Below are 25,161 nucleotides of genomic sequence, written 5' to 3'. Positions count from 1 at the left end.
CCACTGTGCTGTCGTTCCTTCAACAACCCTCGATTCCACCGTTGCCCCAGGGCACGCGACTTGAGACATCGACCCCTCCAACGTCTGAACAGCTCAACACCTTGCTGATGTCTTGTGGGGAATCAACCCATCCGGCAGAACGCTGGGAGCTCGCCCTTCAGCGCAGTCTGTGGCACATCAGCATCCTGGATGAGTCGAATGGGGAACTGATTGGATTTGTGCGGGCCACGAGTGATCTAGCCCTCAACGCCAATCTTTGGAATTTGGCAGCGAAACCGGGGCCAAACCAAGCGATCCTCTTCGCTGTGCTGGTGCATCGTGCCCTGCAAATCCTGCGTCGGGATCTACCAGGCTGCAGCCTTTCGATCTCGGCACCAGCAGATGCACTGCAGGCTCTCAAAGAGCAAGGTTTTCTGATTGATCCCAATGGCATCCGAGCCATGGGACTCAGCCTGAGCTGAGACATTGAGGTCAAACACGAGCATGGAGGGACTCGAACCCCCGACCCTCAGAACCGGAATCTGATGCTCTATCCAACTGAGCTACATGCCCACTGATCGGCGGTAAGCCGCAGTGATATCGAGCGGCAACCGACCCGATACAAGTACCTTACTCACTGTTCGCCCCTGCACCCATCCGGCTACACAGGCTCCAGCTGCAGGGCTTCCGGAACCACACCGTTCTGCAGCTTGAACTGACGCAGCAGCGCTTGCTGGTGATCGGACCCAACGGAATTGGTAAGTCCAACCTGCTCGAGGCGGTTGAGTTGCTGGGCAGCCTCCGCTCCCATCGCTGCAGCAATGATCGGGATCTCATCCAGTGGGACAAACCCCAGGCCCTGATCCGTGCAGACGTGGGGGATGGTGATCGTCTGGAACTGGAACTTCGTCGCCAGGGAGGGCGGCAGGCCAAGCGGAACGGAAAGCTGCTTGATCGGCAGCTAGACCTGATTGGTCCGCTGCGCTGCATCGGCTTCAGCGCCCTGGATCTTGATTTGGTGCGAGGCGAACCCGGCCTACGCCGGCAGTGGCTTGACCGGGTCGTGCTGCAGCTCGAACCGGTCTATGCCGATCTGATGGCACGGCTCAACCGGTTGTTGCGACAACGCAGCCAGCTCTGGCGCCAGAGACAGACCCCCAGCGCCGAACGCCATGCGCTGCTCGACGCTTTTGACGTCCAGATGGCGCTGGTCAGCACCAGAATTCACCGTCGGCGTCAACGGGCCCTGCAACGGCTGGAACCAATCGCCCAGCGCTGGCAAACCCACCTCAGTGGTGGGACAGAAGCTCTGGAATTGCAATACAAGCCCGGCAGCCGACTCGACGGAGAAGACGCTGAAGAACCATGGCGACTCGCCATCGAAGAGCAACTTCGCAAGCAGCGAGACGACGAGGAACGCCTCGGCAACTGCCGCGTGGGCCCACACCGGGATGAAATCGCGCTGCTCTTAGGCGGCAGTCCGGCTCGTCGGTTTGGTTCCGCCGGCCAGCAGCGGTCGCTGGTGCTGGGACTAAAGCTGGCTGAACTGGAGTTGGTGACCCAGTTGTGCGGAGAGCCACCGCTGCTGCTGCTGGATGATGTGCTCGCCGAACTGGATCCAACCCGGCAGCAGCTCCTGCTCGAAGCCGTGGGCGAATCGCATCAATGCCTGGTGAGCGCCACCCACCTCGAAGGCTTTGGCGGCGGTTGGCAGCAGCAGGCCCAAATTCTCGGAGCAAGAGACCTGAGACCAGACCTGAACATCAGATAGGGTGGCGGACCTGTTTTTCTCTCATCGCCTGATGGAGCAGACCCTCTCTGAACTGCATCCCAACCCGGGATGGGGGACAACTGAGATTCATGCCACCGACATGGTCGGTAAACACTGCATTCTCGAGCTCTACGACTGCGATCCAAACCGGCTCGACGACGAAGCCTTTATCCGCACAACGATCACCTCAGCAGCCAAAGGCGCTGGCGCAACGCTGCTGAACCTGATCACCCATCAATTCCAGCCCCAGGGGGTCACGGGTCTGGCCCTGCTGGCGGAATCCCACATTTCCATCCACACCTGGCCGGAATCCGGCTACGCAGCCGTTGATGTGTTCACCTGTGGTGACCACACCATGCCGGAGCAGGCCTGCGCGATTCTCTGCACGGAGCTTCAAGCGAAACGCCATGCGCTGAAAAGCTTTCTGCGCGAAACGCCTGCAGCTATTGCCAGTGGAGTGAGAGAACCCGTCGAGACACCGACCCAGCTCCCCAGCTGAACAGACCGGCAAGAGTTCAGCGGCGGTTCAACTTGCCGCTGACCAGACCTTCGAGGTCAAGGTTGACGGAGGTGAAACCAAGGGAGCGAAAGGCCTCGACCAGAGGTTCTCTCTCCGCGAGCGCGAGCACAGCGCGAATCCGGTCACTGGGCACCTCAATCCGTGCCGCGAGCCCATGGGATCGAACGCGGACGGTGCTGAACCCCCTGGCGATCAACCAGGCTTCCGCCTGTCCAACCCGCTTCAGCCGTTCAGCGCTGATGCTTTCGCCGTAGGGGAAGCGAGACGCCAAGCAAGGCTGCGCTGGTTTGTCCCACCAGGGAAAACCGAGGGCCCGAGACAGGGAACGGATCGCTGCTTTGTTGATCGACAATTCAGCCAGGGGGGAGCGAACCCCTGCCTCTCGTGCCGCGGCAATGCCGGGTCGGTGATCACCGAGGTCATCGAGATTGACCCCATCAATCACCAACGCATCACCAGCCTCCGCAGCAATGGGCTGAAGGTGGTGGTGCAGTTCACGCTTGCAGGCAAAGCAGCGATCCACCGGGTTGCTGCTGTAGTCGGGGTCGTTTAACTCGGTCGTTGCACACTCCCGATGCGGAATGCCAATCCACGAGGCCTGATTACGCGCCTCCCGCAACAGATGCGGCGCCAGGGCCGGAGAGACCCCCGTTACCGCCAGGGCGGCATCGCCCTTGGCTTCGTAGGCCATCGCCGCCACAAGGGTGCTGTCGACACCACCGGAGTACGCCACACACAGGGCTGACTGCGCATCCATCCATTGCCGCAATTCAGCCAGCTGTTGCTGCTCACGATCCGCCAAAGGCTCCTGCAACCGAAACATCAGCGGGGAAAATCGTTTGATCTCTGTAGGCTCCAACGGTAAGAGCCGCCCCCATGCCTCAAAGCATCGGCATCGTCACCGCAGCGGACAGTCGCGAGCGCAGCCATGGACAGCTGCACATTTATGACGGCGAGGGCAAGGGCAAAAGCCAAGCCGCCCTTGGGGTTGTTCTTCGCACGATCGGACTCGGCATCTGCGAGCAGCGGCAGACCCGTGTACTGCTGCTGCGCTTCCTCAAGGGTCCCGGCCGTGCCTACGACGAGGATGCGGCCATCGAAGCCTTGCAGCAGGGCTTCCCACACCTGATCGACCACCTACGCACCGGAAGGGCCGACCACTTCACGGCGGAGGAAGCCACCCGCTTCGACAGAGAGGAAGCTCAGCGGGGGTGGGTGATCGCCAAAGGCGCCATCGCTAGTGCCCTCTACTCAGTGGTGGTGCTGGACGAACTCAATCCTGTGCTGGACCTCGGCCTGCTGGATCTTGAGGATGTGGTCCGCACCCTCAGCAACCGGCCGGAGGGGATGGAAATCATCGTCACCGGTCGGGCCGCACCTGCCCCATTGGTGCGTGAAGCCGACCTCCACTCCGAGATGCGGGCCCATCGCCGTCCGGGCATGAACGACAACCGGGTCGTGCCTCTCAATGTGAGCAGCGGCATCGAGATCTACACCGGGGAAGGCAAAGGGAAATCGACCAGTGCGCTCGGGAAGGGCCTGCAGGCCATCGGTCGGGGCATCAGCCAAGACAAGAGCCATCGGGTTCTGATCCTGCAATGGCTGAAAGGCGGGAGCGGCTACACCGAAGACGCGGCGATCGCCGCCCTTCGCGAGAGTTATCCCCATCTGGTGGACCACCTCCGCTCCGGCCGTGATGCGATCGTCTGGCGGGGCCAGCAGGAACCGATTGACTACGTGGAAGCCGAGCGGGCCTGGGAGATCGCAAGGGCTGCCATCTCAAGTGGCCTCTACAAGACCGTGATCCTCGATGAATTGAACCCCACAGTGGACTTAGAGCTGCTGCCGGTCGAACCGATACTGCAGACACTGCTCCGAAAACCGGCGGAAACCGAAGTGATCATTACCGGTCGCTGCAAAAACCCTCCCGCCTATTTCGATCTAGCGAGCATCCATTCAGAGATGGTGTGCCACAAGCACTACGCCGAACAGGGTGTCGATCTCAAGCGAGGGGTGGATTACTAACCCTGGGGTTCAGTATCGAGGAACCCCAGGATCCACCTGCTGCGACCAGGCATCAATCCCGCCTGTCACATTCGTGGCCGCGATGCCCTGCTGCCCCAACAGCTCAACGGCACGCGCAGAGCGCCCCCCGAGTTTGCAGTGCACCAAAAGGCGCCGACCCTCCGAAAGGGAGCGGATTCGATCGATCGCCTCTCCACTTTCCAATGAGGCCAACGGGACTAAATGGCTGCCATCAATCGACGCCACCTCTGCCTCAGCGGGATTGCGTACATCGACAAGCACAATCTCGCCTGGAGCGGAGTCGAGCAGGGCCTTCAGCTCCATGACATTGATGGATTCCATCTCCGATGACGCCGGACGGCAGAAGTCGCGGTAGTCAACCAGGCTTTCAATCTTCGGTCGATCGGGATCAACGCGGAGGGTGAGTTCCCGAAATCGCATCGCCAGGGCATCCACTACCAGCAGCCGACCATCCAGACAGGAACCAATCCCCGTAATCAGCTTGATCGCTTCCGTGGCCTGAAGCAGACCGATCAGCCCCGGCATCACGCCCATCACCCCAGCCTCTGCACAAGACGGAACAGACTCAGCCGGGGGAGGTTCTGGGAGCAAATCGCGGTAGTTAGGGCTCATCGGCGTGCGGTTGAACACGCTGACCTGGCCGTCAAAGCGCTGCACGGAGCCATAAACGAGAGGCTTGCCGAGCAACACGCAGGCGTCGTTAATCAGATAGCGACTGGGGAAGTTATCCGTGCCGTCACACACCAGGTCATAGGCACCGATGAGATCCAAGGCGTTGTCCACATCAAGCATGTGTTCGTGCACATCGACCTGGCAGTGGGGGTTGAGCTCATGGATTCGAGTTGCTGCCGAACGAGCCTTGGAACGACCAACCCCACTTGTGCTGTGGATCACCTGACGCTGAAGATTGGAGAGCTCCACCACATCACCATCCACGATTCCGATGCGGCCAACGCCTGCCGCAGCCAGATAAAGCAGCAGAGGAGATCCCAACCCCCCGCTGCCAACACACAGCACAGACGAAGATTTCAGCCGGAGCTGTCCTGCCGAGCCAACCTCGGGAAGGATCAGATGGCGGGCATAGCGACCCCGCTCATCAGCACTCAGTATCGATTGGTCCTGCATGGTTGTGAGTGTCCCAAAGCTGGATGGGAATTTCATCCACGGTGCGGTCGCCATGCAGCCACCAGGCTCGCAACCCAACAGAAGCCGAAAGAATCAGCATCAGACCTTCAGTCTCTCCCCAAAGCCGATCGTGATGAGATGGCACTGCGGGGGAAGCCGGATGGGAGTGGGCCACGCCAAGACAACGTTGATGACGTGCACGAGCCCAACGCTGCGCTGCAAGCTGTTCTCTGGGGTCCACCAGAAATCTGCGGCGGCGGCCGATGACGGGCTGCTGCTCTGATCCTCCTCGCCCCCAGACATTGCAACAGGGCCAGGCCGTTTGAAGTCTCAAGATCCCTGGCGAGACCCGTTCGCCAAGCAGCAATGCACAACCCTCCTCGGGGTGAGGTGCCAGGAGCGTGCAGCACAGATCCGTGTGGCATCGGTAATCAATTTGCAGCACGGATGGCGTATATCGCGTCTCACCGATACCCTCAGCTGAAATAGCGAATGACATGGTCGTTTCCATGAGTGACGCCCCCACTGAAGTCAAGGATGCCGACACAACTGTGACGACACCCATCGACACTCCTGCTCAGGAAGACACCACCTCCTTTGCTGAGCGCTACAGCGACGTTCTGGGCAAGGTGAACGACACCCTTGACCAGGTCGACTGGAGTCAGATGGGACGCATCGGCAAGATCGTTGGCATCTTTGCCGCCGTCATCATTGCCCAGATTCTGATCAAGGGCATCCTGGACACGATCAATCTCCTACCGATCGTTCCGGGGCTACTTGAACTGCTCGGCTTGGTCGTGGTCGGCCAATGGAGCTGGCAGAACCTGACCACCAGCGACAAGCGCAACGCCCTCGTTCAGCGTGTTCAAACACTCCGACAGGAGTACCTGGGCTGATCCTCAAAGCAGTCGAGCCAGTTCGCTAAGACTGGCTCGACATTGGTGGATATAACCGCCCCCAAACAAATTGGCGTGGTTGAGCAGGTGGTACAGGTTGTAGATCTCCACCCGACCGTCAGCGCCTGGAACCTCAGGAAGCACCTTCCGATAGGCAGATCGGAACTCTTCCCCGAAGCCCCCGAACAGTTGGGTCATGGCCAGATCGACTTCCCGATCAGCCCACCAACTGGCGGGATCAAAAATGCTTCCCCGTCCATCGGCGAGGCTGGCGGCATTCCCACCCCATAGATCGCCATGCACCAACGCAGGACGCGGTTGATGCTCATTCAGGTGCTCTGCAAGGCGATACAACAATGGGTCCAAGTCGATTGAAGCTTGATTCAACCCATCAAGGGCCTCGAGTTGGGGGCGCAGCCTCAACTCCACAAATGCAGATCCCCAATCGCCCCGCCAACCACCCGGCTGGGAACCAGCACCGATGAAACCATCACGGTGCCAGCCGAAACGTGCTGGGCTGGATGCCATGGACGACTGGTGCAGCAGTGCCAACCCCCGGCCGAGGGCTGCTTGGTCACTGCCACGACAATCCAACCAAGGCAACAGCAGCGCCGCACCATGGGGCAGTGCTGCCAGAGCCAAGGGCTGCGGGACAACCAAAAACGTGTTGTCTGCATGGGCATGCAAGGCCTCAAGGGCCTCCACCTCCACCTCAAAGAGGGGCAGCGCGCTTAAGCCGCCGCTTTTGGCAAACAACACCTGGCCATTACTGAGAAGTAGTTTCCAGGCCTGATGAATGCAACCGCCACCCACGGGCGAGACATCAGCGATGTCAGCCCCCGCCAACGGGCCACCCTCCGCTGTGAGTTCGAGGCGCAGTTCGCTGTTCATCCTCATCAGGCCCCCTCTCTTGCCAGCATGGCTCGATTCTTCAGAGCGTCGTGAGCGATTCCAGCGTGATCGTGGTGGGCGGTGGCATCGCAGGCTTAACCGCAGCGGCACTGCTGGCACGCGATGGCGTCAAGGTCACCCTGTTGGAAGCGCACCACCAAACGGGGGGATGTGCCGGAACATTCCGTCGCCGTGGATGGGTGTTCGATGTTGGGGCGACCCAGGTCGCCGGTCTGGAGCCGGGGGGCAGTCATGCACGACTGCTGAAGCATCTGAACGTGCCTCTTCCCGAAGCGGAGATTTTGAACCCGGGGTGTGTGGTGGACCTGGGCGATGGCTCCCCTCCCATTCCCCTCTGGCATGACCCGGAAGCGTGGGCCGCTGAACGGGAGCATCAGTTTCCTGGCAGCAAACCTTTCTGGAGCCTTTGCCATCAGTTGCATTCGAGCAACTGGCAGTTCGCCAACCAGGATCCCGTGGTGACACCGCGTTCCCTCTGGGATCTCGGCACCATGCTGCGGGCACTGCGTCCCGCGACGCTTGCATCGGGGCTGTTCACAGGTCTCACCATCGCCGATCTGTTGCAGCTTTGTGGGTGCGGTCAAGATCAACGGCTCCGGCGCTTTCTCGACCTCCAGCTGAAGCTGTACTCCCAGGAGCCGGCCAATCGCACCGCCGCTCTCTACGGCGCCACAGTCCTACAGATGGCTCAAGCGCCACTGGGTCTCTGGCATTTGGAGGGATCGATGCAGGTGCTGAGCGACCAGCTGGTGGCCGCCATTCAGCGTGACGGCGGAAACGTGCTTCTGAAGCATCGGGTTACCAAACTGCAGCCCTGCTCATCCGGTTGGCAAGTTCATGTCACCACGGCCGGAGACGAGCACAAACAACTCAACAGTCGCGATGTGGTCTGCAGCCTTCCCCCCCAGTGCCTGTTGAAACTGATCGATCTGAATCAGCTGCCCAAGGGATATCGAAGGCGACTAGAAAACCTGCATGAACCGAGTGGTGCGCTGGTTCTCTACGGAGCGGTATCTCGTGATGCCCTGCCCGATCCCTGCCCAGGCCATCTCCAGCGCGGCTGCGCATCCCCGGGATCCCTATTTGTCTCTGTCAGCCGCGAGGGCGACGGGCGCGCGCCCCGGGGACAGGCCACCTTGATCGCCAGCGTGTTCACTCCAACGGGTGACTGGTGCCGCTTGCCGGAGACGGACTATCAGCAGCGAAAGCAAGAAATGATGACCCTGATCCAAGCAGAACTGAACAGCTGGCTCAACCTTCGGGAGGATGCCTGGTTGCACGCTGAGCTGGCAACGCCACGGGGCTTCGCCGGCTGGACGGGGCGTCCCAATGGAATGGTTGGGGGACTCGGGCAGCATCCCAGCCGGTTTGGCCCCTTTGGCCTGGCAGGACGAACGCCCATGCCAGGTTTTTGGCTCTGCGGCGACAGCCTTCACCCAGGCGAGGGCACAGCAGGGGTCAGCCTGTCTGCCCTTAATGCCTGCCGTCAGCTCATGGCGGAACGGGGAAAGCCCCTCAGCTTTCGGAGCTGACCTCTCCAGGTGCCCTCAAAAAATCTGGGCGCAGGGTTTGCGTTCGCAGCAATTCCAACTCCAATTGAGACCAGTTTTGCTGGAGCACGGCATCTTCGAGCTGCTCGAGGCTCCAGCGGTAGGCCGCCAATCCGCGCAACACCGCATCTCGATTAGTGGAGGCCATCGCCACCCCCAACTGCGGATTCCCTCCACCCACGCGACTGGTATCGGCAAAGCCGCTGGAGGCCAGCACCATCGCCAGCTGCCGGATTTCCGGATCCCGCTCATCGCCCACCGCACGCAGCAGTGCGGCACTGACCAGCACTGGCATATGCGAAATCAAAGCAACGGCCTGGTCGTGTTGAGAGGCGGTGGACGTCAGCCAATGTCCACCCAAGCTGAGGGCAAGATCACGCACCTGGTCCAGGGCGATGGGGTCCGTTTGAGCATCCGGAGTTGCGATCCAGGGGCGACCTCGGAACAGATTCAGCACACCGGCATCGACGCCCGCCTGGGCCGTACCCGCCATCGGGTGACTCGCCACAAAGCGGGGATGCCGTTGGCGCCAAGCCTCCAAAACGGGCTGTTTAACCGAACCGACATCGGTCACCACCGCTGATTCAGGCAGGGCGGCCACCAACTCATCAGGTGGGTTCAGCAATAAGGGAATCGGCAAGGCCAGGATCACCACATCGCAATCCGCGAGGCAGCGCGGATCCGTCGACACCGTTCCCACCAGCCTCCGGGCCATGGCACGATCCGCCGTGATCTGACGATGCACGAGACCCTGCACCGTCCAACCTTGCGCCTGGAGATCGAGACCGAGGGATCCCCCAATCAATCCAAGGCCAACGATCCCCACCCTTCCCGGTTGCACCGCCATCACTCCTGCAGGGTCGTAAAGCCATGTTGATGGATGGATTGCCATGAACCAATCACAGGGGGAGCCCTGCTTAGGGTTTGACGATGTTGGAAGCCCAGGCCCACCATCAGATCAAAACCCTGCTCCGCCAGGAGGAATCGGATTGGCCCCACCACCTGACCCTGAGCCGGTTGGTGGCCAGAAGCCTGAGGCGTCGCGATACAACGCTCGTCCAACTCCCCCCCAGCAGCAGCGAACGTTGGTGGCTCGGTCTTCTTGTGCCGCTTTGTCTGGCTCCCGAAGCTGGGGCTCTTGTGTTGACGCCCCACCAGCGTCGGCGCCTGCTCCAGCTGGAATTGCCCCGTTTACGCAATCAGGGCCTACGCCTTCCCTGCTGGCAAGGGACAACCCCACCTGAGGGGGCACAGCTCTGGTTGATGGATGTTGCAGAGCTGATTCAGGCCCATCGGGACGGGCACTTGGGCACGCGACAACTACTGATCCCGGAGATGGATCAGTTGAGCCGTCGAATGCGCAACGCCCTCACGTTTGAGATCACCCCCCAACACTGGGACGAGCTTCGCCAGGCCTGCCCACAGGCTGAAGCCGGGTTGATGGAGCTGCATGACCGGATGAGCCGACAGCTGTTCGCTGGAGCCACGCGACCAGGGGGCGCGGTGCGACTCGAGGGCTCAGCAGGGCAAGCGCTGCGTGACCTCCTCCAGCTGATGCCATCGAGCCCTGAGCCCTGGGACAAGCTCCGCAAGATCAACCCGGCGGACTGGACGGAGTGGGCTGAACTCGATCACCGGTTGCTCCAATGGCGCTGGCAGCTGGCCCCCTTGGAACCCCTTCAACTTCTGCGGGGGGTTCTGCATGATCACCCCTGCCTGATGTTTAGCAGCAATGGAGATAACGCAAGGCTGGATCTGGAGTTTGAGCAGGCGGGGGTGGTCCCCGACGTCCGCGCAACACTGCGCGAACGGGAGCTCAATGAACCCCTCCCTCTCTATGCCCCCCGCCGCCAGCCGCTGCCGAACACACGGATCTATTCGCAACATCTCCTTGAGGAGAGCAGACGGCTCATCCTTGGTCAGGCGGGAATGACCATCCTGCTGATCAATGACGACCAACTACGGCGCCAGCTCACCAGCTCCCTGGCTGCCGAATTCGGACGCCGTGTGGACCATGAATCGACTGCACCCGAAAGCAATGGTGTGGTGACCTGCAGTTGGGACTGGTGGCTTGAGCATCAGGAGCATCTCCCCTCTCCAGCGCAGCTGATTATCGGCATGCTTCCCCTCGCCAGCCTGGACAATCCACTCACCTCAGCAAGGGTGGAACGCATGAAACAACAGGGCGAAGACTGGTTCCGCACCCTGCTTTTGCCGGAAGCATTGAGCTTGATCCCAGCAGCCATTGCACCACTGCGACGCAGCGGTGGACGCCTAGCCATCCTTGATGGTCGTCTCCGAGGGCGCAGTTGGGGTGATCAGGTGCTGCATCGGCTTGAGCCCTGGATTCCACTGCAGCGACTGCTGCCGGACTGAACAACACCTAACCTCCGTCCAACGCGCAAAAGTGCATGGGAGAAGCACGCCGCCGAGCTGCACAGGGCCTACCCCCTCGTCAGTCCAAGGCCAACACCAAAGCACCGGATACATCGCCGCGAGTGGTGTCCTGGCTTCCTCTGACACGCAATCAGACACAGCAGTTCATGGCGGTGACCACACGCGGCGCCTGGATCGGCATCGGAGCCATGGTGGTCCTATGGATCACGGTGCGATTCATCGGACCCGCCGCAGGTTGGTGGACACTCTCGGATACCCCCTGATCGGCCAGCCGGGCCAAACACGCGGAAACGAAAGAAAACTTTTAGGATTGGTCTCACTGGAGACTCAATCATGTTTCCGCGTTTAGCCGAGCACTACAGGTCTGTCGTCGAAGACTTGGTGATGAGCCTGCAGGCCCTCGCCGGCAGCCTGCAAAGTGCCGGTGTCACAGCCACCTGTTACTCCTGCGGCGATGGCCGCGATGGCCATGGCGCCTCTTTTGTGGCTGACATCGGCGACAGCCATATCGTGCGCTTTCTTGTCTCCGATTTCGGCATCAGCTGGGTGGAATCCCGCAATGGCCGAGAACTCGTGAAATTGGAGGGAGCAGAAGCCATCCAGGAACTACAGCGAATGGCTGAACTGGCTCAGCAGGGCCAGGTCTGCGGCAAGCAGTCACTGACCCAAGCCGGCTGAGATCAAGCAGCCGCTTCCGGCGCCTTATCCGGAGTCGACTTATCGACAGTCGCCTTCGCGGCAGCCGCCAGGGGCCGCATGGAATTCGACTTCACTTCCGAACCTTCCGTCAGCTTTTGACGGACGAGCGTCTCAATCGTGGCCGTCGATTCCGGGTTCTCCTCCATCCAGGTGATGGTGTTGTCGCGACCCTGCCCGATGTTGTCTCCCTCGTAGCTGTACCAAGCGCCCTTGCGCACAACCACGCCTGTCTCTTCGGCGAGATCAAGCAAACAGCCCAGGGTGCTGATGCCGCGGCCAAACAGAATGTCGAACTCAGCAATGCGGAAGGGTGGCGCCACCTTGTTTTTCGCCACTTTCACTTTGGCCCTGATCCCGAATTCCTCCGTCCCCTTCTTGAGCGTCTGAATCCGACGGATGTCGAGGCGAACCGAGGCATAGAACTTGAGCGCATTGCCTCCAGTGGTCGTCTCTGGATTGCCGTAGGTCACACCAATCTTGAGACGCAGCTGATTGAGGAAGATGACGGTGCAACCCGACTTACCGATGTTGCCGGTGATCTTGCGCATGGCCTGACTCATCAGACGCGCCTGACTGCCAACCGCCAGGTCTCCCATTTCTCCCTCGATCTCGGCGCGGGGAGTGAGAGCGGCCACCGAGTCGATAACGACAAGATCAACCGCCGCCGATCGCACCAGTTGATCGACGATCTCCAGAGCCATCTCACCGGTATCGGGCTGAGAGACCAGAAGGTTCTCAACATCCACACCCAACGAAGCTGCATAGACGGGATCCAGGGCATGCTCCGCATCCACGAAGGCCGCCACACCACCACGCTTCTGCACTTCAGCAATCGCATGCAGGGTGAGAGTGGTTTTACCGGAACTTTCTGGGCCGTAAATCTCCACTACCCGGCCCTTCGGGTAACCACCACCCAGGGCAAGATCAAGGGTCAGGGCACCGGTGGAGATCGTCTCCACCCTCATGCGAGAGGCGTCGCCGAGCCGCATGATCGACCCTTTACCGAAGTTGCGCTCGATCTGACCGAGGACCAGATTCAGCGCCTTGTCTTTCTCGCCGGAGGAGCGGGGGTCGGAAGCACTGGATTTCATATCTGCAGGCATGGAAGAGACCTGAAACTAAGGAACGAGAGATCCAATGCCACAGAAGCGCCGAATCGTCTCAGGTAGTACAAGCGTACCGTAGCGAATCAGGGCCATTGCGCCAGGGGGGCCCGGAAACGATCCGGATGGATCAGAGCAATCCCGGAAGGAAGATTGCTCTGATCCTGGGGGCGAAGATAGCCCCAACTCACCAGGAAGCAGGGCAGTCGTTCCAACCCTGGCGTGGACCGCACAGCCTCCAGCGTCGCCCGACGGTCTTCAACGAAGCCACACAACGTTCGCTGCTGCTGAAGCTGAAGCAGAACCTGGGGCTTCGCTCCAGCTTCGCGACCGTCCAGACGCCAGGGATGCAGGCCAAGACTGTTCAGCAGCTCAGCGGTAAAGGCCTGGGTCTTGGTGGTCAGGACAGCCCAGTCCACGCCCTCAGCCTCAAGCTGGCGGAGCCTTGCCACCAACCCTGGGAAGGGCCGATGCAACGCCAACCAAGCGGAGCGGCTCTGCCGAACAGATTCATCACGGGACGCATCCAGGGCGGCTTGCAGCTGCTCCGGCTCCCATCCGTGACGCTGTAAAGCGAGCGCCTGGGCTTCGTCGTAGGACTGCATCCAAACCTGGGGGTCGAGAACAGGCAGCTCAGCAGCCAGCAACACCATCTCCCAACCGTGATGCACCCATGGGCGCAGCCGACGGAACGCATCAGGGACCCGGTCGGGAGTCAAGCCTGTTGGAGACGCATCAAGACGGAGACACGCATGCCAAGCACTCCACCAGTACTCGGCCATTCCATCGACGATGACCCCGTCGAAATCGAACACCAACAAGGGTCGATGGTTCATGGACAAAAACTGGGCCGCTAGGATTCGAACCTAGGAATGGCGAGACCAAAACCCGCTGCCTTACCGCTTGGCGACGGCCCACTGAACCGGAAAAGACCACAACCTGTGGCTCACCGGAGCACTAATAGTTACTCATAGCAGCCAACCCTTCGTCAATCCACCGAGCGAATCAAGCGAAGGGCGATCAGGGAGGGAAGACCCGCAAACGCGACTGTTCGGCTTGACCGAAAACATCACTACGCAATTGGTAACGACTGACAAGATCCGCCTGCATGCGAAGCACGCGTTCCGTTCGCGGCAACAACTCCACAGGCCTGCCTTGCGGCATCACCACTTGTTCCACCGCAAGCCGGCATTCCTCAAGAGCAGCAAATTCATCGTCCTTTAACGCCCGATCAGGAGCGATGGCATCCGCAGCCGTTTCACTTGCCCGACGACTCAAGAGGCGAGCCATAGCACGGGTCACTTGGGGCAGGGTGTCCGACTTGATCACCAGGATTGGAATCCCAAGATCCCTAGCCTGACGCCTCAGAGACGGTTGACGACTGAGTCCCAGCCGAATGCTCAACACAACATCCGCCTCACTTAAATCGTCCACCACCCGCGCAGTCCAGCCGTGAGAACGAATGGTTTCGTCCACAAGCCGGGGGGTGATCCCACAACAGAGAACCTGCAAAACGTCGGTGTTCTCAGGAGGGGCAGGAGGAGAAGCTTCTGCTGCACTGGTCTGAGGCACAGACACAGGAACAGAGACAGGCCGTCCAGCTGCCGGTCGAGGAGAAGGAGGGCTTAGCAAGCCCGACGGCTGCGGGGGATCGACAAGCTGAACACCACCCTCAGCAGTCAGCTCGCGCTCCTGAACTCTGGGCTGCAGGCCCCTAAGCAACTGGTCCACCGTGGCAGCAACGTCGGTATGCACGGCCCAGCGGTGTCGACTGTGCATTTCAACCGCAACCGGAAAAGTTGGGTCAGCCGCGCGCTCGAGCACCGTCTTCTGACTGCGCCGCCGCCGGGCCTCCTCATCCCCAAGGGTGACCGCCTGAATTCCACCCACCAGATCACTGAGGGTGGGGTTCTTGATCAGGTTCGCCAGGGCATTGCCATGAGCGGTGGCGACCAGCACCACGCCACGCTCAGCAATGGTGCGCGCCGCCTGCGCCTCCAGCTCGGTGCCGATCTCATCGATCACGATGACTTCAGGCATGTGGTTTTCCACCGCCTCGATCATGGTTTGGTGCTGCAGTTCAGGCCTGGCCACCTGCATGCGGCGGGCCCTGCCAATCGCGGGATGCGGGATGTCGCCATCACCCGCGATCTCATTGCTCGTGTCAATCACCACAACGCGCCGCTCCAGCTCATCAGCGAGCACCCGGGCGATCTCCCGCAATGCCGTTGTCTTGCCGACACCCGGGCGCCCCATCAACAGCAAGGACTGCCCTCCATCCAAAAGATCCCGCACCATGGCAACGGTGCCAAACACGGCACGTCCCACCCTGCAGGTCAGACCAATCACCTCACCCTGGCGGTTGCGGATCGCGCTGATCCGGTGAAGGGTCCTTTCAATTCCTGCCCGGTTATCGCCTCCGAACTGACCAATCCTGGCGACCACCGCCGCAAGATCCTCCCGAGACAAGGGCGTGGAGCCCAGTGCCAAGGCACGACCTGGATAACGCGCTTCCGGGAGTCGACCGAGATCGAGCACCACCTCAAGCAACTGCTGTCGAGCCTCCTCCTCCTGCAACTGCTCCTGCACGGCATCCGGCAGAAGTCCGAGAAGGCGATCCAGATCGTCGGTGACCCGTTGCGTGCCCATGGGATCTGCGCGTTTCAGCCTTCTAGCAAGAGCGGCGCAGCCATGGAGTAACCAATGGACGCGCAAGGGAGAGGGCACGCTCCCAACCTTCGGGCCATTGCCACAGGGCAGATCCACGGGTTTGCGCCTCATTGAGCACGGGCATCAGCAAGCGACGTGCAACACCACCAAAGGCAATGCCGGCCGGCCGCTCCGTCGAATGCAAGAGATCCACCGTTGCGGCATTGGTTCCACCGGCAAGCTGCAGCGGACCAGGTGGTGCGAGAAGACGCATGGCACGCCAGAGCTGAACAGCAGCCCGCGCTGTTCCAGCCCCCACATCACCACTCATTGGCCGCCCATCCAATTGCCAGAGGGGCCTGTAACCGGCTTGCCGCAAACAGGAATGGCGATGCCACAGCAACCGAGCCAACTGATCAGCAGTTACGCCATGGCCCTCCAACCCGCAACTCACGGCCAAGCGCTGCAAGGGAACGTTGTGCTGCTGAAGGCTTTGGATCAGCGTCGTGGAGCCCTCCTCATGCTCAGACCCTGTGTGAATCTCCACAGCATCGGGCTGAATGGATTTCAGCAACGTGATCACCTGCTCTGGAGCCAGTCGATGGTCGCGTTCCTCGATTAGCCCATGGGGGCAGGCCGGCAAGCAGCGACCGCAGCCATAGCAACGCTGCTGGTCGATCCCAGCACCGGGCGGAATTGCTGCAGCGGGGCAAATCCTTTCGCAAGGACGCGGACAGTCCGTGGGACAGCGGTCGGCGTCGAACCAAGCCTTGCGGAAGTGAGCATCCATGCCATCGCTGAGGCTGACCATGAGCCAGGGACGATGGCCCGTGTTGGCTTCAGCCCAGTCGAGGCCACGACGGGCTGCAAGCGCGACCGCTGGATCGGCAGCCACATCAATGCAATGAACACCCACAGCCGCAAAAACAGCGGTCAGATCGGCAATGGCAGGCAAATCCTGATTGCTGGCGCCACAGATGAGCTTGACCCAGCGGCCCTGATCGAGGGCTTCGTCAGGTGTCAGGCGTTCAAATGTGTGGTCATCGGTTCCCACTTCAGGCTTCGGGCACCACCCATCTCCACGATGATGCGTAAACGGGGTTCGCGCTTGCAGAGGTCGCAAAGCGAGAGAAGTTCCGAACGCGACAGCACCTGACCCTCAAGAAGCCAGAGAGCTACAGGGGCATCACCCTCAAACAGGTCTCCCAGCTGGGGAGCCACCTCCTGCACTTCTCCCACAGCAGCACCACGACCCACGCTTTGATGACCGAGATGGGGAGGCCGGATGCCGTGCTTCTGGGTGAGGAATACCTCCGGATCACCGAGTCCCCGGGCTGATGTCATGCGGGTGCGGTAACCAGCGCCTCGCAAACGGCGCAGCAAGCGCGTTTCTGCACCACCCTCGAGCGGGGCCTGAACAGCCAGACAGCCATTGGCTTCGAGATCGCGGCGAAATGCCTGACCGGTGAGAAGCAGAGGCATGGCATCGACAGGGATTGGGGTGATTCTGGCAGCAGGCAGAGGGATCAGGGGAGCTGCAAGGGCGGTGGTGTAGGTTCGTTGTTTGTTCTGTGTTTCTGTGCCCGTCCGCTAGCCGGGCCTCCAGTCGACAGAACAGATTCGACGATTGCGTCGGATCTTTAGGCCAGAACGGAAGCTTTCTTCGGAAATCCCCGTCGGGAAACTGCAACAGCACATCGTGCAGATGCAAGTCCCAGCCTCGCTGAATCGTTCGCTAGCCCATTCGAATCCACTCCCACGGGAGTTCAGCTTCGAACCACGTCTGCGTCCAATCGATCAGCACCTGACCCCATGCGGATCTCCGCTTGGTGGTTGTCCACGCTGGCGCTTCCTCCCCACCCATGTCCATCGGCATTCTCGGGAAGAAGCTGGGTATGTCCCAGTTCTTCGACGAGCAGGGCAGAGCTGTTCCGGTCACCTTGATCGAAGCCGGCCCCTGCCGCATCACCCAACTCAAAAACAACGACACTGACGGTTATTCCGCAGTGCAGATCGGCTTTGGCGAATCCCGCGAAAAGCTGATCAACAAACCCGCCCAGGGTCACCTGACCAAATCCGGTGAGGGTCTTCTTCGTCATCTGCGCGAATACCGCATCGACAGCGTTGAAGGGCTTGAACTCGGTGGATCCATCACCGTCGGCGATTTCGAAGCCGGTCAAAAGGTGGACGTCAGCGGTGACACCGTGGGCCGAGGCTTCGCTGGCTACCAAAAGCGCCACGGTTTCAGCCGGGGTCCGATGACCCACGGCTCCAAGAACCACCGCGAACCGGGTTCAACCGGTGCCGGTACAACCCCGGGCCGCATCTACCCCGGCAAGCGGATGGCCGGTCGCTACGGCGGCAAGAAAATCACCACCCGCGGTCTGACCATCCTCAAGGTGGACAGCGAGCACAATTTGCTGGTGGTGAAGGGATCCGTGCCCGGCAAACCCGGTGCGCTGCTCAACATCCGCCCGGCCGTGCGCGTGGGCGCCAAGCCCGCCAAAGGAGGTAAGTGATGGCCAGTTGTGTCGTTCGTGATTGGCAGGGCAAGGAAGCCGGCAAGGCAACCCTGGACCTGAAGGTGGCCAAGGAGACCACCGCGGTTGATCTCATGCATCGGGCTGTTCTGCGTCAGCAGGCCCATGCACGCCAAGGAACCGCCAGCACCCTCACCCGTTCAGAAGTACGTGGTGGAGGTCGCAAGCCTTACAAGCAGAAAGGAACTGGACGGGCCCGCCAGGGATCCATCCGGACTCCCCTGAAACCGGGCGGCGGCATCATCTTCGGACCCAAGCCCCGCACGTACAACCTTGCGATGAACCGCAAGGAGCGTCGTCTGGCCCTGCGCACAGCGCTGATGGCCCGCATTGACGATGTGACTGTCGTGAAGGACTTCGCTTCTTCGCTGGAGGCCCCCAAAACCCGTGAGATCACGGATGCTTTGGGACGCCTCGGTGTCGCTGCCGGTTCCAAGGTGCTCATCGTTCTGACGAACCCCTCCGATGTTGTTCGCCGCTCCGTGCGCAACCTGGAGAAAGTCAAGTTGATCTCCGCGGATCAGCTGAACGTCTTCGACCTGCTCCATGCCAATGCTTTGGTGCTGGGCGAGGAAGCTCTCGCAACCATCCAGGAGGTCTACGGCGATGACTGAACGTTTCCAAGGCCGCCTGGCGGATGTGATCCGCCGTCCGTTGATTACCGAGAAGGCCACACGAGCCCTCGAAATCAACCAGTACACCTTCGAGGTGGACCACCGCGCCGCAAAACCCGACATCAAGGCCGCCGTTGAGCAGCTCTTCGATGTGAAGGTCACCGGCATCAGCACCATGAATCCCCCTCGACGCTCGCGTCGGATGGGGCGCTTCGCTGGCAAACGTGCCCAAGTGAAGAAAGCCGTGGTGCGCCTTGCGGAGGGCAACTCGATCCAACTCTTCCCTGAGTCCTGAGGGGTCTGAATCGTCATGGCAATCCGTAATTTCCGCCCCTACACCCCCGGTACCCGCACCCGGGTGGTCACTGATTTCAGTGAGATCACCAGCCGCAAACCGGAGCGGACCCTGGTGGTGGCTAAACACCGCCGCAAGGGCCGCAACAACCGCGGTGTGATCACTTGCCGCCACCGCGGTGGCGGTCACAAACGCCTCTACCGCGTGGTGGATTTCCGTCGCAACAAGCACGGTGTCTCCGCCAAGGTTGCGGCAATCCACTACGACCCGCACCGCAACGCACGCCTGGCACTGCTCTTCTATGCCGATGGCGAGAAGCGCTACATCCTGGCTCCCGCAGGAGTGCAGGTCGGCCAGACCGTGGTCTCCGGCCCTGATGCCCCGATTGAGAACGGCAACGCCATGCCGCTTTCAGCGGTGCCTCTTGGTTCCAGCGTCCACTGCGTCGAGCTCTACGCCGGCCGCGGCGGCCAGATGGTCCGTACCGCTGGTGCCAGCGCCCAGGTGATGGCGAAGGAAGGCGACTACGTCGCTCTCAAACTTCCCTCCACCGAAGTTCGGCTGGTGCGCCGCGAGTGCTACGCCACCCTCGGCGAGGTCGGCAACTCCGAGATGCGCAACACCAGCCTGGGCAAGGCTGGACGTCGCCGCTGGTTGGGTCGTCGTCCTCAGGTTCGAGGCAGTGTGATGAACCCCTGCGATCACCCCCACGGTGGTGGTGAGGGTCGTGCACCAATCGGCCGTTCCGGTCCGGTGACTCCCTGGGGCAAACCCGCCCTCGGTCTCAAGACCCGCAAGCGGAACAAACCCAGCAACCAATACGTGCTCCGGAAGCGTCGCAAGACCTCCAAGCGGAGCCGTGGCGGACGCGATTCCTGATGCAAACCATCACCTTGCCGCTTGCTTAAACCGTTATGGGACGTTCACTCAAAAAAGGACCGTTTATTGCCGACAGCCTGCTTCGCAAGGTTGAAAAGCAGAACGACAACGACGACAAGTCCGTGATCAAGACCTGGTCTCGGGCCTCCACGATCCTGCCGATGATGATTGGCCACACGATCGCGGTACACAACGGCCGCACCCATGTGCCGGTGTTCATCACCGAGCAAATGGTCGGTCACAAGCTGGGGGAGTTTGCTCCCACCCGCACCTTCAAGGGCCACATCAGAGACAAGAAAGGAGGCCGCTAATCCATGACATCGTCTACCCCAACGGCACCCACTGCCCAAGCTCACGGACGCTTCATCCGAGGTTCCGTTTCGAAGGTGCGCCGTGTGCTTGACCAGATCCGTGGCCGCACTTACCGCGACGCACTGATCATGCTCGAGTTCATGCCTTACCGCTCCACCGGACCCATCACCAAGGTGCTCCGGTCTGCAGTGGCCAACGCTGAGCACAATCTCGGTCTCGATCCCTCATCTCTGGTGATCGCGAGCGCGAGCGCTGACATGGGCCCCTCCATGAAGCGCTATCGCCCCCGCGCCCAGGGCCGGGCCTTCCAGATCAAGAAACAGCCCTGCCACATCAGCATTGCTGTGGCGGCTCAGACCGATTCCTGACCCCCGAGGACTCTGACCCAATGGGACACAAAATCCACCCAACCGGTCTGCGCCTGGGGATCACCCAGGAACACCGGTCACGCTGGTACGCCTCCAGCAAGAGTTATCCGGCCCTCCTTCAAGAGGACGATCGGATTCGCAAGTTCATCCACAAGAAGTACGGCTCGGCAGGCATCAGCGATGTGCTGATCGCCCGCAAGGCCGATCAATTGGAAGTTGAACTCAAGACCGCACGCCCCGGCGTGCTGGTCGGCCGTCAAGGCAGCGGTATCGAAGAACTTCGCTCCGGCATTCAGAAGACCGTCGGCGACTCCAGTCGTCAGGTGCGGATCAATGTTGTCGAGGTCGAACGCGTCGACGGTGATGCCTTCCTCCTGGCCGAGTACATCGCCCAGCAGCTGGAAAAGCGTGTGGCCTTCCGCCGCACCATCCGCATGGCTGTGCAGCGCGCCCAACGTGCCGGTGTACTGGGTCTCAAGATCCAGGTCTCCGGTCGCCTGAACGGTGCTGAGATTGCTCGGACGGAGTGGACCCGTGAGGGTCGAGTTCCCCTGCACACCCTGCGTGCCGACATCGACTACGCCACCAAAGTGGCTAGCACGACCTACGGCGTGCTTGGCATCAAGGTGTGGGTGTTCAAGGGCGAGGTGCTGAGCGAACAGGCTCAGCCCATGCCGGTGGGTGCCGCCCCCCGGCGCCGGGCCAGCCGTCGGCCCCAACAGTTCGAAGACCGCTCCAACGAGGGTTGAACAGGAGGCCTGAACCATGCTGAGTCCAAAACGCGTCAAATTCCGTAAGCAGCAACGAGGCCGCATGCGCGGCGTCGCCACCCGGGGCAACACCATTGCCTTCGGACAGTTCGCGCTGCAGGCACAGGAATGTGGCTGGATCACCTCGCGCCAGATCGAGGCCAGCCGTCGTGCCATGACCCGCTACGTCAAGCGTGGCGGAAAAATCTGGATCCGGATCTTCCCCGACAAGCCAGTCACCATGCGCGCTGCCGAAACCCGGATGGGTTCCGGTAAGGGCAACCCAGAATTCTGGGTGGCGGTGATCAAGCCCGGCCGGATCTTGTTCGAGATGGGCGGTGATGAAATCACCCCCGAAATCGCCAAGGAAGCCATGCGCCTCGCGCAATACAAGCTTCCCGTGAAGACCAAGTTCATCCAGCTGGATGAGCAGGAGAAGCCAGCTGGTGCCAAGGCCCCGGCAGCTTCTGAAGCCGTCACCGTGGAGTCCTGACCATGGCCCGTCCCAACGCCGCAGATGTGCGCAGCCTCTCCGATTCGGACATCACCGAACAGATCGACGGCCTGCGCCGCGAACTGTTCCAACTCCGTTTCCAGCAGGCCACGCGCCAGCTCGCCAACACGCACCGTTTCAAAGAGGTCCGCACCAAGCTGGCCCAGCTGCTGACGGTGCAGTCGGAGCGCCAGCGCTCCACCGCCTCCTGATCCCCCCTCCGTAACCATGGCAGTCAAGGAAAGGGTCGGCACCGTCGTCAGCGACAAGATGGAGAAAACGGTGGTGGTCGCGGTGGAAAGCCGCTTCCCTCACCCCATCTATCAAAAGACGGTCAGCCGTACCACCCGCTACAAGGCTCACGACGAAGACAACACCTGTCGCGTCGGAGACCGCGTTCGTATCACTGAAACCCGTCCCATGAGCCGCCAAAAGCGGTGGGCCATTGCCGAGGTTCTCAGCCACAGCCCCAAGGCTGCAGCTGAGGAAGCCAGCAAGGCTGAAGCTCAGGAGGTGAAGCAGTGATCCAGCAGGAGTCCTATCTCACCGTTGCCGACAACAGTGGCGCCAAGCGCATCCAGTGCATTCGCGTCCTCGGCACCAACCGTCGCTATGCCCACGTGGGCGACGTGATCGTTGCCGCGGTAAAGGATGCCGCCCCCAACATGGGCGTCAAGAAATCCGACGTCGTCAAGGCTGTCGTGGTGCGCACCAAAGCCACCATGCGCCGTGAAACCGGCAACTCGATCCGGTTTGACGACAACGCCGCAGTGCTCATCAACGACGACAAGAACCCAAAAGGCACCCGCGTCTTCGGACCGGTGGCCCGTGAGCTGCGCGAGCGCAGCTTCACCAAAATCGTGTCCCTCGCTCCGGAGGTGATCTGACCATGGCGACTGCAACCACCAAGGCCAAGGCCACCGAGCGCATCAAAATGCGCATCCGCAAGGGTGACACCGTCCAGGTGATCGCCGGCAAGGACAAGGGCAAGACCGGTGCCGTTCTGCGCACCCTGCCCAACGAGAACCGTGTCGTCGTGGAAGGGGTGAACATGCGCACCCGCCACGAAAAGCCCACCCAGGAGGGCGAGACCGGCCGCATCGTGACCGAGGAAGCATCCCTGCATGCCTCCAACGTGATGCTTTATTCCACCGCCAAAAAGGTGGCAAGCCGCGTTGAAATCGTCGTCGAGAAGGACGGCACCAAAAAACGCCGGCTGAAGAAAACCGGTGAAGTCCTCGACTGATCCCGACTTCTGACCACGTCCAGAAGCACCCCAACCCGTTATGTCACTCAAGAAGCGCTACAGGGAGACCATTCAGCCCAAGCTGAAGAAGGATCTCTCCCTCAACAACATCCATGAAGTCCCCAAGGTGGTTAAAGTCACCGTGAACCGGGGTCTCGGCGAAGCCGCCGCCAACGCCAAGTCCCTCGAGGCTTCGGTCAATGAGCTGGCGCAGATCACCGGCCAGAAGGTTCTGGTGACCCGTGCAAAGAAGGCCATCGCCGGCTTCAAGATTCGGCAGGGCATGCCGATCGGCTGTGCGGTCACCCTTCGTGGTGATCGGATGTACGCCTTCCTCGAGCGCCTGATCAACCTGGCGCTGCCTCGCATCCGCGACTTCCGCGGGGTCAGCCCCAAGAGTTTCGATGGGCGCGGCAACTACACCCTTGGGGTGCGCGAACAGATCATTTTCCCTGAGATCTCCTTCGACAAGATCGATGCAATCCGGGGCATGGACATCACCATCGTGACCACCGCCCGTTCGGACGAAGAGGGCCGGGCCCTCCTCCGCGAGATGGGAATGCCGTTCCAGAGCAACTGAGCCCTCCCCGTCGACACCTATGGCCAACCACGACCCCATTTCCGACATGCTCACCCGCATTCGCAATGCGAGTGAGAAACGTCACGAAACCACCAAGATCCCCGCTTCGCGGATGACTCGCAGCATCGCCAAGGTGCTGCAACAGGAGGGCTTCATCTCCGAGATCAGCGAGCAGGGTGAAGGCGTTCGCACCGAACTGGTGCTAGCCCTCAAGTACAGCGGCAAGCACAGGCTGCCCACCATTCGCTCGATGCAGCGGGTCAGCAAGCCCGGTCTCCGCATCTACAAAAACACTCGCGGCCTGCCCAAAGTCCTCGGAGGACTGGGCGTGGCGATCATCTCCACCTCCAAGGGTGTGATGAGCGACCGCGACGCCCGCCGTGAGGGCGTCGGTGGCGAAGTGCTCTGTTACGTCTACTGATCCGGAGCTGAACCATGTCACGAATTGGCAAAAACCCCGTTCCCGTCCCTGAGAAGGTCACGGTTTCCCTCGACGGACTCACCGTCAAGGTGAAAGGACCCAAGGGTGAACTGGAACGCACCCTTCCTGAAGGCGTCAGCGTCAGTCAGGACAACAACTCCATCGTGGTCTCCCCCACGAGCACCAAGCGCATCTCCCGAGAGCGCCACGGCCTGAGCCGAACCCTGGTCGCCAACATGATCGAAGGGGTCAGCAACGGCTACAGCAAAGCTTTGGAGATCGTCGGCGTGGGCTCCCGTGCCCAGGTCAAAGGCAAAACCCTCGTGGTAAGTGCTGGCTACAGCCACCCCGTGGAGCTGGAGGCCCCTGAAGGCATCACCTTCAAGGTGGAAAACAACACCAGGGTGATCGTCTCCGGCATCGACAAGGAGCTGGTGGGCAACGAAGCCGCCAAGGTCCGCGCCGTCCGTCCCCCCGAGCCATACAAGGGCAAGGGCATCAAGTACGAGGGCGAGCACATCCTGCGCAAGGCGGGCAAGTCCGGCAAGAAATAAGCCTTGTCCTGACGTTCCTTCCTTTCACCCACCATGTCCAAACTTTCCCGCAAACAACAGACGCAGAAACGCCACCGGCGTCTGCGCCGCCACATCACTGGCACCCCAGACCGTCCGCGGCTGGCAGTGTTCCGTTCCAACAATCACATCTACGCCCAAGTCATCGACGACGCGGCCCAGAGCACTCTCTGCTCTGCGTCCACCGTCGACAAAGAGCTGCGTACCGGTCTCAAGGCTCCTGCTGGTAGCTGCGACGCCTCCGTCGCCGTTGGCGAACTGGTGGCCAAGCGAGCCATTGCCAAAGGCATCCAGCAGGTGGTGTTCGACCGTGGCGGCAATCTGTACCACGGCCGGATTAAAGCCCTTGCCGACGCCGCCCGGGAAGCGGGCCTTCAGTTCTGATTCCTGCTTAACCCATGACAGATTCCTCCCCCCAATCCAATCCCAACGCCGTACCGGGTGC

Annotated in this window: 35 protein-coding genes and 2 tRNA genes; 25 read left to right on the top strand and 12 right to left on the bottom strand. The window is 61.1% G+C overall.

What is annotated here, in order from left to right; translation table 11 throughout:
* Positions 1 to 5 precede the first annotated feature (5 nt).
* Positions 6 to 461: an N-acetyltransferase gene (locus tag FZZ88_RS11830; RefSeq protein WP_166017548.1), complete on the top strand. Its 456-nt coding sequence runs from the start codon at positions 6 to 8 to the stop codon at positions 459 to 461.
* 17 nt (positions 462 to 478) lie between these two features.
* On the opposite strand, the gene FZZ88_RS11825 is transcribed toward FZZ88_RS11830, so the two are convergent.
* Positions 479 to 552 (bottom strand) — tRNA-Arg (locus tag FZZ88_RS11825).
* A 103-nt stretch (positions 553 to 655) separates the two neighbouring features.
* Here FZZ88_RS11825 and recF point away from each other — a divergent pair.
* Positions 656 to 1,750, top strand: coding sequence for a DNA replication/repair protein RecF (gene recF / locus FZZ88_RS11820; RefSeq protein WP_230332892.1), 1,095 nt, complete (start codon positions 656 to 658; stop codon positions 1,748 to 1,750).
* Positions 1,751 to 1,781: 31 nt separating this feature from the next.
* Entirely contained in the window at positions 1,782 to 2,249 is a 468-nt protein-coding gene (speD, locus tag FZZ88_RS11815) for an adenosylmethionine decarboxylase (protein ID WP_166017670.1), read from the top strand.
* Between the two features lie 16 nt (positions 2,250 to 2,265).
* Here speD and larE read toward each other — a convergent pair whose 3' ends face one another.
* Entirely contained in the window at positions 2,266 to 3,093 is an 828-nt protein-coding gene (gene larE / locus FZZ88_RS11810; protein WP_166017547.1) for an ATP-dependent sacrificial sulfur transferase LarE, read from the bottom strand.
* A 53-nt stretch (positions 3,094 to 3,146) separates the two neighbouring features.
* Here larE and FZZ88_RS11805 point away from each other — a divergent pair, with 53 nt between their 5' ends.
* Positions 3,147 to 4,295 (top strand): cob(I)yrinic acid a,c-diamide adenosyltransferase, encoded by a 1,149-nt coding sequence (locus FZZ88_RS11805; protein ID WP_115022838.1) that lies wholly within the window; start codon positions 3,147 to 3,149, stop codon positions 4,293 to 4,295.
* A 9-nt stretch (positions 4,296 to 4,304) separates the two neighbouring features.
* On the opposite strand, the gene moeB is transcribed toward FZZ88_RS11805, so the two are convergent.
* The gene (gene moeB / locus FZZ88_RS11800) at positions 4,305 to 5,441 is read right to left on the bottom strand and encodes a molybdopterin-synthase adenylyltransferase MoeB (protein WP_166017546.1); all 1,137 of its coding nucleotides are present in this window, start codon (positions 5,439 to 5,441) and stop codon (positions 4,305 to 4,307) included.
* Positions 5,413 to 5,940: a M67 family metallopeptidase gene (locus FZZ88_RS11795; RefSeq protein WP_166017669.1), complete on the bottom strand. Its 528-nt coding sequence runs from the start codon at positions 5,938 to 5,940 to the stop codon at positions 5,413 to 5,415. Before FZZ88_RS11795 ends, moeB begins: the two co-directional genes overlap by 29 nt.
* Positions 5,941 to 5,950: 10 nt before the next feature.
* On the opposite strand from FZZ88_RS11795, the gene FZZ88_RS11790 reads away from it, so the two are divergent.
* Positions 5,951 to 6,337: a CAAD domain-containing protein gene (locus FZZ88_RS11790; RefSeq protein ID WP_166017545.1), complete on the top strand. Its 387-nt coding sequence runs from the start codon at positions 5,951 to 5,953 to the stop codon at positions 6,335 to 6,337.
* A gap of 3 nt (positions 6,338 to 6,340) precedes the next feature.
* Here the strand turns inward: FZZ88_RS11790 and FZZ88_RS11785 are convergent, their stop codons facing one another.
* Positions 6,341 to 7,228, bottom strand: coding sequence for a fructosamine kinase family protein (locus FZZ88_RS11785; RefSeq protein ID WP_166017544.1), 888 nt, complete (start codon positions 7,226 to 7,228; stop codon positions 6,341 to 6,343).
* 50 nt (positions 7,229 to 7,278) lie between these two features.
* Here FZZ88_RS11785 and crtD point away from each other — a divergent pair, with 50 nt between their 5' ends.
* Positions 7,279 to 8,781, top strand: coding sequence for a C-3',4' desaturase CrtD (gene crtD, locus FZZ88_RS11780; RefSeq protein WP_166017543.1), 1,503 nt, complete (start codon positions 7,279 to 7,281; stop codon positions 8,779 to 8,781).
* Here crtD and FZZ88_RS11775 read toward each other — a convergent pair.
* The gene (locus FZZ88_RS11775) at positions 8,765 to 9,646 is read right to left on the bottom strand and encodes a prephenate/arogenate dehydrogenase (protein ID WP_166017668.1); all 882 of its coding nucleotides are present in this window, start codon (positions 9,644 to 9,646) and stop codon (positions 8,765 to 8,767) included. The two genes, crtD and FZZ88_RS11775, sit on opposite strands and share 17 nt — an antisense overlap.
* An 83-nt stretch (positions 9,647 to 9,729) precedes the next feature.
* Between FZZ88_RS11775 and FZZ88_RS11770 the strand changes: the two genes are divergently transcribed.
* From FZZ88_RS11770 to FZZ88_RS11760, 3 genes are all read left to right on the top strand, one after another.
* Positions 9,730 to 11,175 (top strand): helicase, encoded by a 1,446-nt coding sequence (locus tag FZZ88_RS11770; RefSeq protein WP_166017667.1) that lies wholly within the window; start codon positions 9,730 to 9,732, stop codon positions 11,173 to 11,175.
* A 35-nt stretch (positions 11,176 to 11,210) separates the two neighbouring features.
* Positions 11,211 to 11,459 carry a DUF2839 domain-containing protein gene (locus FZZ88_RS11765; RefSeq protein WP_115093371.1) on the top strand — a complete coding sequence of 83 codons (249 nt, stop codon included), beginning with the start codon at positions 11,211 to 11,213 and terminating at the stop codon, positions 11,457 to 11,459.
* 70 nt (positions 11,460 to 11,529) lie between these two features.
* Positions 11,530 to 11,874 carry a DUF1815 family protein gene (locus tag FZZ88_RS11760; RefSeq protein ID WP_166017542.1) on the top strand — a complete coding sequence of 115 codons (345 nt, stop codon included), beginning with the start codon at positions 11,530 to 11,532 and terminating at the stop codon, positions 11,872 to 11,874.
* 2 nt (positions 11,875 to 11,876) lie between these two features.
* Here the strand turns inward: FZZ88_RS11760 and recA are convergent, their stop codons facing one another.
* The 6 genes from recA to FZZ88_RS11730 form a co-directional block, all read right to left on the bottom strand.
* Positions 11,877 to 12,998: a recombinase RecA gene (recA, locus tag FZZ88_RS11755; protein ID WP_166017541.1), complete on the bottom strand. Its 1,122-nt coding sequence runs from the start codon at positions 12,996 to 12,998 to the stop codon at positions 11,877 to 11,879.
* Positions 12,999 to 13,084: 86 nt separating this feature from the next.
* Positions 13,085 to 13,834: an HAD family hydrolase gene (locus FZZ88_RS11750; protein ID WP_166017540.1), complete on the bottom strand. Its 750-nt coding sequence runs from the start codon at positions 13,832 to 13,834 to the stop codon at positions 13,085 to 13,087.
* Positions 13,835 to 13,843: 9 nt separating this feature from the next.
* A tRNA-Gln gene (locus tag FZZ88_RS11745) sits at positions 13,844 to 13,915 on the bottom strand.
* Positions 13,916 to 14,018: 103 nt separating this feature from the next.
* Positions 14,019 to 15,647, bottom strand: coding sequence for an AAA family ATPase (locus FZZ88_RS11740; protein ID WP_166017539.1), 1,629 nt, complete (start codon positions 15,645 to 15,647; stop codon positions 14,019 to 14,021).
* 22 nt (positions 15,648 to 15,669) lie between these two features.
* A complete protein-coding gene (locus tag FZZ88_RS11735; RefSeq protein WP_166017538.1) occupies positions 15,670 to 16,701 on the bottom strand; it encodes an LdpA C-terminal domain-containing domain in 1,032 nt (343 codons plus the stop codon).
* Complete coding sequence (locus FZZ88_RS11730) at positions 16,668 to 17,129, bottom strand: NAD(P)H-quinone oxidoreductase subunit N (protein WP_115022813.1); 462 nt, start codon at positions 17,127 to 17,129, stop codon at positions 16,668 to 16,670. The genes FZZ88_RS11735 and FZZ88_RS11730 overlap by 34 nt, the downstream gene beginning before the upstream one ends.
* Before the next feature lie 380 nt (positions 17,130 to 17,509).
* Between FZZ88_RS11730 and rplC the strand changes: the two genes are divergently transcribed.
* From rplC to rplR, 16 genes are read left to right on the top strand one after another with little or no spacing between them, the layout of a single operon-like run.
* On the top strand, positions 17,510 to 18,166 hold the full coding sequence (gene rplC / locus FZZ88_RS11725) for a 50S ribosomal protein L3 (RefSeq protein ID WP_115022811.1): 657 nt from the start codon (positions 17,510 to 17,512) through the stop codon (positions 18,164 to 18,166).
* Positions 18,166 to 18,801 (top strand): 50S ribosomal protein L4, encoded by a 636-nt coding sequence (gene rplD / locus FZZ88_RS11720; RefSeq protein WP_166017537.1) that lies wholly within the window; start codon positions 18,166 to 18,168, stop codon positions 18,799 to 18,801. Before rplC ends, rplD begins: the two co-directional genes overlap by 1 nt.
* Positions 18,794 to 19,096 carry a 50S ribosomal protein L23 gene (locus FZZ88_RS11715; protein WP_115022808.1) on the top strand — a complete coding sequence of 101 codons (303 nt, stop codon included), beginning with the start codon at positions 18,794 to 18,796 and terminating at the stop codon, positions 19,094 to 19,096. Before rplD ends, FZZ88_RS11715 begins: the two co-directional genes overlap by 8 nt.
* 15 nt (positions 19,097 to 19,111) lie before the next feature.
* Positions 19,112 to 19,975 carry a 50S ribosomal protein L2 gene (rplB, locus tag FZZ88_RS11710; protein WP_166017536.1) on the top strand — a complete coding sequence of 288 codons (864 nt, stop codon included), beginning with the start codon at positions 19,112 to 19,114 and terminating at the stop codon, positions 19,973 to 19,975.
* A gap of 35 nt (positions 19,976 to 20,010) precedes the next feature.
* Positions 20,011 to 20,286 (top strand): 30S ribosomal protein S19, encoded by a 276-nt coding sequence (gene rpsS, locus FZZ88_RS11705; protein WP_006849645.1) that lies wholly within the window; start codon positions 20,011 to 20,013, stop codon positions 20,284 to 20,286.
* Positions 20,287 to 20,289: 3 nt separating this feature from the next.
* Positions 20,290 to 20,655 carry a 50S ribosomal protein L22 gene (rplV, locus tag FZZ88_RS11700; protein ID WP_230332887.1) on the top strand — a complete coding sequence of 122 codons (366 nt, stop codon included), beginning with the start codon at positions 20,290 to 20,292 and terminating at the stop codon, positions 20,653 to 20,655.
* A gap of 20 nt (positions 20,656 to 20,675) precedes the next feature.
* A complete protein-coding gene (rpsC, locus tag FZZ88_RS11695; protein ID WP_115022801.1) occupies positions 20,676 to 21,404 on the top strand; it encodes a 30S ribosomal protein S3 in 729 nt (242 codons plus the stop codon).
* A 16-nt stretch (positions 21,405 to 21,420) separates the two neighbouring features.
* A complete protein-coding gene (gene rplP / locus FZZ88_RS11690) occupies positions 21,421 to 21,897 on the top strand; it encodes a 50S ribosomal protein L16 (RefSeq protein WP_115022799.1) in 477 nt (158 codons plus the stop codon).
* A gap of 2 nt (positions 21,898 to 21,899) precedes the next feature.
* Entirely contained in the window at positions 21,900 to 22,109 is a 210-nt protein-coding gene (rpmC, locus tag FZZ88_RS11685; protein ID WP_166017534.1) for a 50S ribosomal protein L29, read from the top strand.
* A gap of 16 nt (positions 22,110 to 22,125) precedes the next feature.
* The gene (gene rpsQ / locus FZZ88_RS11680; RefSeq protein WP_115022797.1) at positions 22,126 to 22,422 is read left to right on the top strand and encodes a 30S ribosomal protein S17; all 297 of its coding nucleotides are present in this window, start codon (positions 22,126 to 22,128) and stop codon (positions 22,420 to 22,422) included.
* Positions 22,419 to 22,784 carry a 50S ribosomal protein L14 gene (rplN, locus tag FZZ88_RS11675; RefSeq protein ID WP_115022795.1) on the top strand — a complete coding sequence of 122 codons (366 nt, stop codon included), beginning with the start codon at positions 22,419 to 22,421 and terminating at the stop codon, positions 22,782 to 22,784. Before rpsQ ends, rplN begins: the two co-directional genes overlap by 4 nt.
* Before the next feature lie 2 nt (positions 22,785 to 22,786).
* The gene (gene rplX / locus FZZ88_RS11670) at positions 22,787 to 23,143 is read left to right on the top strand and encodes a 50S ribosomal protein L24 (RefSeq protein ID WP_115022793.1); all 357 of its coding nucleotides are present in this window, start codon (positions 22,787 to 22,789) and stop codon (positions 23,141 to 23,143) included.
* Positions 23,144 to 23,183: 40 nt separating this feature from the next.
* Positions 23,184 to 23,723, top strand: a complete 540-nt coding sequence (gene rplE / locus FZZ88_RS11665; RefSeq protein ID WP_115022791.1) for a 50S ribosomal protein L5 — start codon at positions 23,184 to 23,186, stop codon at positions 23,721 to 23,723.
* A 19-nt stretch (positions 23,724 to 23,742) separates the two neighbouring features.
* Positions 23,743 to 24,144, top strand: coding sequence for a 30S ribosomal protein S8 (gene rpsH, locus FZZ88_RS11660; protein WP_006850769.1), 402 nt, complete (start codon positions 23,743 to 23,745; stop codon positions 24,142 to 24,144).
* 14 nt (positions 24,145 to 24,158) lie between these two features.
* Entirely contained in the window at positions 24,159 to 24,698 is a 540-nt protein-coding gene (rplF, locus tag FZZ88_RS11655; RefSeq protein WP_166017533.1) for a 50S ribosomal protein L6, read from the top strand.
* A 33-nt stretch (positions 24,699 to 24,731) separates the two neighbouring features.
* Positions 24,732 to 25,100, top strand: a complete 369-nt coding sequence (gene rplR / locus FZZ88_RS11650) for a 50S ribosomal protein L18 (RefSeq protein ID WP_115022787.1) — start codon at positions 24,732 to 24,734, stop codon at positions 25,098 to 25,100.
* Positions 25,101 to 25,161 lie beyond the last annotated feature (61 nt).

The sequence above is a fragment of the Synechococcus sp. PH41509 genome, assembly GCF_020514285.1.
In the GTDB taxonomy this organism is placed as follows: Bacteria; Cyanobacteriota; Cyanobacteriia; order PCC-6307; family Cyanobiaceae; genus Parasynechococcus.
Note: the sequence above shows the minus strand (reverse complement) of the source record. Positions and strands in the feature narration are given on the sequence as shown.